We start from the raw sequence: 5,931 nt of genomic DNA, 5'->3' as shown, positions 1-5,931 counted from the left end.
CGTCGGCCGCCACCGCAAGACGCATCCCTATATCTCCGAGCCGAAATGGGCGGCGGCGGGCGATTTGCACAATCAGGTGTTCGAGACGCCGATCGGGCGCATTGCGCTGCTGATCTGCATGGACATTCATTTCGTGGAAACCGCGCGGCTGATGGCGCTCGGCGGCGCGGACGTCATCTGCCATATCTCGAACTGGCTGGCGGAGCGTACGCCGGCTCCGTACTGGATCAGCCGTGCGTTCGAGAACAGCTGCTACGTTATCGAGAGCAATAGATGGGGCCTCGAGCGCACCGTGCAGTTCAGCGGCGGCAGCTGCGTCATCGCGCCGGACGGGCAGGTGATCGCCGTGCTCGACAAGGGTGATGGCGTCCTGCTGTCAGAGATCGACCTCGAGGCTGCGCGCGCACGCCGCGTGCTCGGCGAGGCCGTCTTGGCACAGCGGCGGCCGGAGATTTACCCGGAGTTGCTCACCGATACTTTCAGCTGGAACCCACGTGACTTCTTCGGCCTCTACGGCCACGAGCCCTGGCCGGCCGGAAAGACGTCGCCGGTCAGCGTCGCGCAGTTTGCGCCTGGCGATGACGTCAGCCAAAATCTTATGGAGATATCAGCGCTCGCGCGCAAGGCGAAGGTCGACGGCGCTGAGCTCGTTGTCTTTCCGGAGCTTGCCCTGACGGGACTTGGCGATCCCCAGACATCGGCGCAACCGATACCGGGGGCGGCGACCGACAGCCTTGGCAGGCTCGCAAGGGAGCTCGGCCTGTATCTGGTCTGCGGCCTCGCCGAGCGTGACGGCGATTTGGTTTACAACAGTGCCTGTCTCGTCGCGCCGGATGGAAACATCTCGGTCTATCGCAAGACGCATCTCACTGCCGACGAGCGAAGCTGGGCCACCGCCGGTGACGGCTGGACCGTCGTCGACACGCCGATCGGCCGCATCGGGCTGCTGATCGGTCACGACGCCTCTTTCCCGGAAGCAGGCCGGGTGCTGGCGCTGCGCGGCTGCGATCTCATCGCCTGTCCCGCGGCGATCAAGGGGCGTTTCAGCTCGTCGCATGCCGGCACGGAGGTCGGGCAGCCGAAACCGATTCCGACCGGCCCGGATCCGCACCACTGGCATCATTTCCGCGTTCGCGCCGGCGAAAACAACCTGTTCTTCGCCTTTGCCAATGTCGTCGATCCCGAGCGTGGCTATCCTGGCTTAAGCGGTGTGTTCGGCCCGGACACGTTCGCGTTTCCGCGCCGGGAGGCAATCGCGGTCGGCGGCACGGGCCTTGCAACCGCGCTGGTCGACACCACCAATCTCGACAGCGTCTATCCGACCAATGTGGTGCGGCGAAAGGATCTGGTGTCGATGCGCATGCCGCACAGCTATCGCGGACTGGTCAAGGTGTCGGCGAACAACTACTGAACCAAGAAAAGGAAACAGGCCATGGATCTGGGACTGAAGGGCGCCAAGGTTCTCGTCACGGGAAGCACCAAGGGCATAGGCCGCGCCATTGCCGAGACATTTGCCGCAGAGGGCGCCGATGTCGGCGTGTGCTCGCGCAATCTGGCCGAGGTCGAGAGCACGGTCGCAGCACTCAAGGCCAAGGGCGTCGTGGCCTATGGCGGCGCGGTTGACGTCGCCGACGCAGCAGTGCTGAAGGCCTGGGTCGGCGATATGGCAGCAAAGCTCGGCGGCATCGATGTCGTCGTCGCCAATGTCAGCGCGCTTGCGATCGGGCAGGACGACGAGAGCTGGGAAAAGGAATTTTCGACCGACATGATGGGCACGGTCCGGCTGGTGAACGCGGCCATGCCCTATCTGGAGAAGAGTGCCGCCGGCGCGATCGTCACCATATCGAGCGTCTCCGGGCGCGAGGTCGATTTCGCCGCCGGTCCTTACGGCACATTCAAGGCGGCGATCATCCATTACACACAGGGGCTCGCCAACCAGCTGGCGGCGAAGAATATCCGCGCCAACTCGGTGTCGCCAGGCAACACCTATTTCGACGGCGGGGTCTGGAACATGATCAAGGACAACAATCCCGAACTCTACAAGACCGCGCTCGCGCTCAATCCGACGGGGCGGATGGGCACGCCGCAGGAAATGGCCAACGCCGTGGTGTTTCTGGCCAGCCGTGCGGCCAGCTTCATCACGGGCACAAATCTCGTCGTCGACGGCGCACTCACGCGTGGGGTGCAGTTTTAGGAAACGTATCGGCGTTTGCCTCGCATCGCACCTCGCTGGCCCCAATTTATGGATTGGAGCCCATGATCGGCACTTGACGGAAGCTTGGAAAACTCTGCAGTAGCGTTCGTCGTCCCGATGCCATTGACGAGTCATCCGACGTGATTGAACAGGAATACGACACGATCATCGTTGGCGGAGGTTCCGCTGGAGCGACGCTGGCCGCGCGCCTCAGTGAGGACCCGGCGCATCGCGTGCTGCTGCTTGAGGCCGGGCAGGACCTGCGCACCGCGACCACGCCGCAACATATCCGCATTCCGAACCCGATGCGCGCCATCGGTGACGACGACTTCCGCTGGCCAAAGCTGTTGGCGCGACGTACCGAGCGCCAGCAGCCGCTCCTGCTCTGGCGGGGCCGCGCGATGGGCGGCAGCTCAACCATCAACGGCCAGATCGCAATTCGCGCCGTTCCCGACGATATCGACCGCTGGGCTGCCGAGGGCTGCACGGGCTGGTCGTGGGACGAGCTTCTGCCCTATTTCCGCAAGCTCGAGACGGACAGGAATTTCCCCGACGCGCCCTATCACGGCGATCGTGGTCCGATCCCGGTGTATCGTGCCCCGATCCCGGATTGGGGCAATGTCGACCGGGCGTTGCGTTCGTCCGCGCTCGCCCTCGGCTATGGCTGGTGCGAGGACCACAACGCGCCTGACGGCACCGGCGTCTCGCCCTACGCCATCAATAGCGATGCAGGACTGCGGATCTCCACCAATGACGGCTATCTGGAGCCGGCGCGCGGCCGCGCCAACCTCGACATCGTCGGTCATGCTCTGGTCGACACCATCACGTTCGAAGGCAACCGGCTGCACGCAAGCGGCGTCCGGGTCCGCGTGAACGGCCACTCCCATACGCCCCGCGCGGCGCGTGAAGTGATCCTCTGCGCCGGCGCCATCCATTCGCCGGCCATCCTGCAGCGCTCCGGCATCGGGCCCGTCGCCCTGCTGGAGACGCTCGGCATCCCGATTCGCGCGGCCCTGCCGGTGGGCGAGAACCTGCTCGACCATCCGATCGTGAACGCACTGCTGCATTTGCGCGAAGACAGCCAGGTGAGCACGCTGATGCACCGGCACACCAATTGCTGCCTGCGCTACTCGTCCGGCCTCGCAGGCGCTGGCGACAACGACATGATCATGATCGCCGGAAATCTCGCCCGCTCGCGGCAATCGATGGCCGATGTGGCGCTGGGACGCATCGCCGTCTCCGTCTATCAGGCCTTCAGCCAGGGCCATGTCCGCATCACCACGACCGACCCCGATGTCGATCCGACGGTCGAGGAGCGGATGCTGTCCGACTCCCGCGATCTGGTGCGCCTGCGCGACGGCGTTCGCCGCCTGCGCGACATCTGCCTGCAACCTGCAGTGACCGATATCGCCCACCGCGTTGACTATGGCGCCAGCGGTCGCCGTATGGACGAGCCGCTCAGCGACGCGGAGCTGGATGACTGGCTGTTCGCCGAGTGCAGCGACGCGCAGCACGCGAGCGGCACGTGCCGCATGGGCGCAACGGACGACGCTCGCTCGGTGGTCGATCACGAATGCCGGGTGATCGGATGCACGGGGTTGCGCGTGATCGACGCCTCGATCATGCCGGAGGTGCCGCGCGCGAACACCCATTTGACCACGGTCGCCATTGCCGAACGCATGGCGGATTGGTTGAAAGGGACGCGGTAGGAGGCAATGCCGCCAACCACCGATGGGCTGCGGAACCCTCGCAGAATATGTGCCGGATCTAGACCGAGCTCAGCAGGATGCTGGTCTCGCTGTTGAGGACGCCATCGATGGTGCGGACCTCGCGCAGCACGCGATCGAAGTCGGCGAGGCTGTCGGCGCGAATTTCGGCAATCAGGTCCCAGGTGCCGTTGGTCGTGTGCAACGCGTGCAACTCGGGCAGGCCACGCAATTGCCGGATCACCGCGGTGGTCGACTTGCCGGTGACCTCGATCATCATGATCGCCCGGATGGCGTTGACGTCATAGTCTTGCCGGAAGCGAACGGTGAAGCCGAGCACGGCTCCACTCTCGGTCAGCCTGTCGAGCCGGCTTTGAACCGTCGCGCGCGAGACGCCGAGAACGGTCCCGAGCTTCGAGATAGGCGCACGACCGTCCTCGCGTAGGACGGAAATCAGCCGGCGATCCAATTCGTCCAAAACCATCATGAGCATTCTGCTTACTTGGACCGAGCGATTTGTTCATAAATCACTAGAAATATGAACTTGTCAGAAATTTATAGCACAAATTGCTCTGGCCTACGATTCCGAAACGGGAGGAATCGTGCAGGAGGCCTCGCAGATGGTTCGGTACGTGGGTGTCGGGAACATGGTTCGACTGATCCGCGCGATCGGGATCGAGCCCTACCTGATCGGTCTCGCCGGCTATATCGAGGGGGATTTCCGGCGCTGGAGCGCCTTCGAGAAGGTCCCGCGAGTCGCCAGCTACTCCCGCGACGGCGTGATCGAGCTGATGCCGACGAGTGACGGCGCGTTCTACGGCTTCAAATATGTCAACGGCCATCCGAAGAATACGCGCACGGGTCTTCAGACGGTGACGGCGTTCGGCGTGTTGTCGGATGTCGAGACCGGCTATCCGTGTCTGCTCTCGGAGATGACGATAACGACCGCGCTGCGTACGGCCGCGACGTCGGCCATCGCGGCGAAATATCTGGCCCGCAAGGACGCAGAGGTGATGGCCATCATCGGGCTGGGCTCGCAGTCGGAATTCCAGGCGCTCGCCTTCAAGGCGGTCAACGGCATTCGGCGGCTACGCGTCTTCGACATCGATCCAACCGCGACCGGGAAGTTCAAGGCCAACCTGGCGCCGCACGGCTTCGAGATCGAGGTGGCCGCAAGCGCCGAGGCGGCCGTTCACGGTGCGGACATCATCACGACCGTGACCGCCGACAAGCAGCGAGCGACGGTGCTCTCCGACAACATGGTCGGGGCCGGCGTTCACATCAACGCGGTCGGCGGTGACTGCCCCGGCAAGACTGAATTGCAGCGCGATATCCTTCTGCGCGCCGATGTCTTCGTTGAGCTAACGGAGCAGACCCGGATCGAGGGCGAGATCCAGCAGATGGCGCCTGATTTCCCGGTAACCGAGCTTTGGCGCGTCATCGTCGGCGACGCGACGGGGCGCCGTTCGCCGGACCGGATCACGATCTTTGATTCCGTCGGGTTCGCGATCGAGGATTTCTCCGCGCTGCGCCATCTGCGCGATCTGGTCGAGGGCACGGACTACTACGAGGAGATCGATCTCCTGACCGAGCCGACAGACCCGCGCAACCTGTTTGGCCTGCTTGATCTTCCGGCTGCGCAACCGCGCGAGGTTGAGCAGGCCTGCTGATCACGGAAGCTTTCAGTCCGGGCGCCGCGCGCCTTGCCCGCTGACTTTCTGCAATTTCGAAAGACCGCGCGTTGAGGTGCCGGCCATTAAGAATTCGCTATGGCAGCAGATGCATCCCAACTTTATCCGGGATATGTCACGCTCGATTTCCTAACCGGTCCAAATTCGCTATAAGGTCGGCTGGTGCGAAGATAGATAAATGAAATGAATGACTTACGATGGAGGTTTTCCGTCGCCCCCATGATGGATTGGACCGACCGGCATTGCCGGGTGTTCCATCGCCATCTCACGCGGCGGGCGCTGCTCTATACGGAGATGCTGACCACGGGCGCCATCATCCATGGCGACCGGGAGCGGCTGG

6 protein-coding genes are annotated in these 5,931 nt (G+C 63.7%); 5 read left to right on the top strand and 1 reads right to left on the bottom strand.

All coding sequences use genetic code 11. From position 1 onward, the window contains the following. The 3 genes from PMI42_RS11655 to PMI42_RS11645 form a co-directional block, all read left to right on the top strand. A partial coding sequence (locus PMI42_RS11655) for a nitrilase-related carbon-nitrogen hydrolase (protein ID WP_008133968.1) occupies positions 1 to 1,411 on the top strand: 1,411 nt, incomplete at its 5' end. Positions 1,412 to 1,432: 21 nt separating this feature from the next. After that, on the top strand, positions 1,433 to 2,194 hold the full coding sequence (locus PMI42_RS11650) for an SDR family NAD(P)-dependent oxidoreductase (protein WP_008133966.1): 762 nt from the start codon (positions 1,433 to 1,435) through the stop codon (positions 2,192 to 2,194). Positions 2,195 to 2,334: 140 nt separating this feature from the next. Continuing rightward, complete coding sequence (locus PMI42_RS11645) at positions 2,335 to 3,903, top strand: GMC family oxidoreductase (RefSeq protein WP_008133964.1); 1,569 nt, start codon at positions 2,335 to 2,337, stop codon at positions 3,901 to 3,903. Between the two features lie 58 nt (positions 3,904 to 3,961). On the opposite strand, the gene PMI42_RS11640 is transcribed toward PMI42_RS11645, so the two are convergent. Beyond that, positions 3,962 to 4,387 carry an Lrp/AsnC family transcriptional regulator gene (locus PMI42_RS11640; RefSeq protein WP_008133963.1) on the bottom strand — a complete coding sequence of 142 codons (426 nt, stop codon included), beginning with the start codon at positions 4,385 to 4,387 and terminating at the stop codon, positions 3,962 to 3,964. A gap of 133 nt (positions 4,388 to 4,520) precedes the next feature. On the opposite strand from PMI42_RS11640, the gene ocd reads away from it, so the two are divergent. Together ocd and PMI42_RS37885 are read left to right on the top strand one after the other, a co-directional pair. Then, a complete protein-coding gene (gene ocd / locus PMI42_RS11635; RefSeq protein WP_035965324.1) occupies positions 4,521 to 5,570 on the top strand; it encodes an ornithine cyclodeaminase in 1,050 nt (349 codons plus the stop codon). Between the two features lie 204 nt (positions 5,571 to 5,774). Beyond that, positions 5,775 to 5,931 (top strand): tRNA-dihydrouridine synthase (locus PMI42_RS37885; protein WP_193376332.1); only part of this gene is annotated, 157 nt, incomplete at its 3' end.

The sequence above is a fragment of the Bradyrhizobium sp. YR681 genome (assembly GCF_000282615.1).
GTDB lineage: Bacteria > Pseudomonadota > Alphaproteobacteria > Rhizobiales > Xanthobacteraceae > Bradyrhizobium.
The sequence above is the reverse complement of the archived record's forward strand: the minus strand, read 5'-3'. Positions and strand labels throughout refer to the sequence as shown.

Excerpts from the sequence above, each read along its gene's own strand:
- ocd (WP_035965324.1), top strand. The coding sequence starts at position 4,521 with ATGGTTCGGTACGTGGGTGTCGGGAACATGGTTCGACTGATCCGCGCG.
- PMI42_RS11640 (WP_008133963.1), bottom strand. The coding sequence starts at position 4,387 with ATGATGGTTTTGGACGAATTGGATCGCCGGCTGATTTCCGTCCTACGC.
- PMI42_RS11650 (WP_008133966.1), top strand. The coding sequence starts at position 1,433 with ATGGATCTGGGACTGAAGGGCGCCAAGGTTCTCGTCACGGGAAGCACC.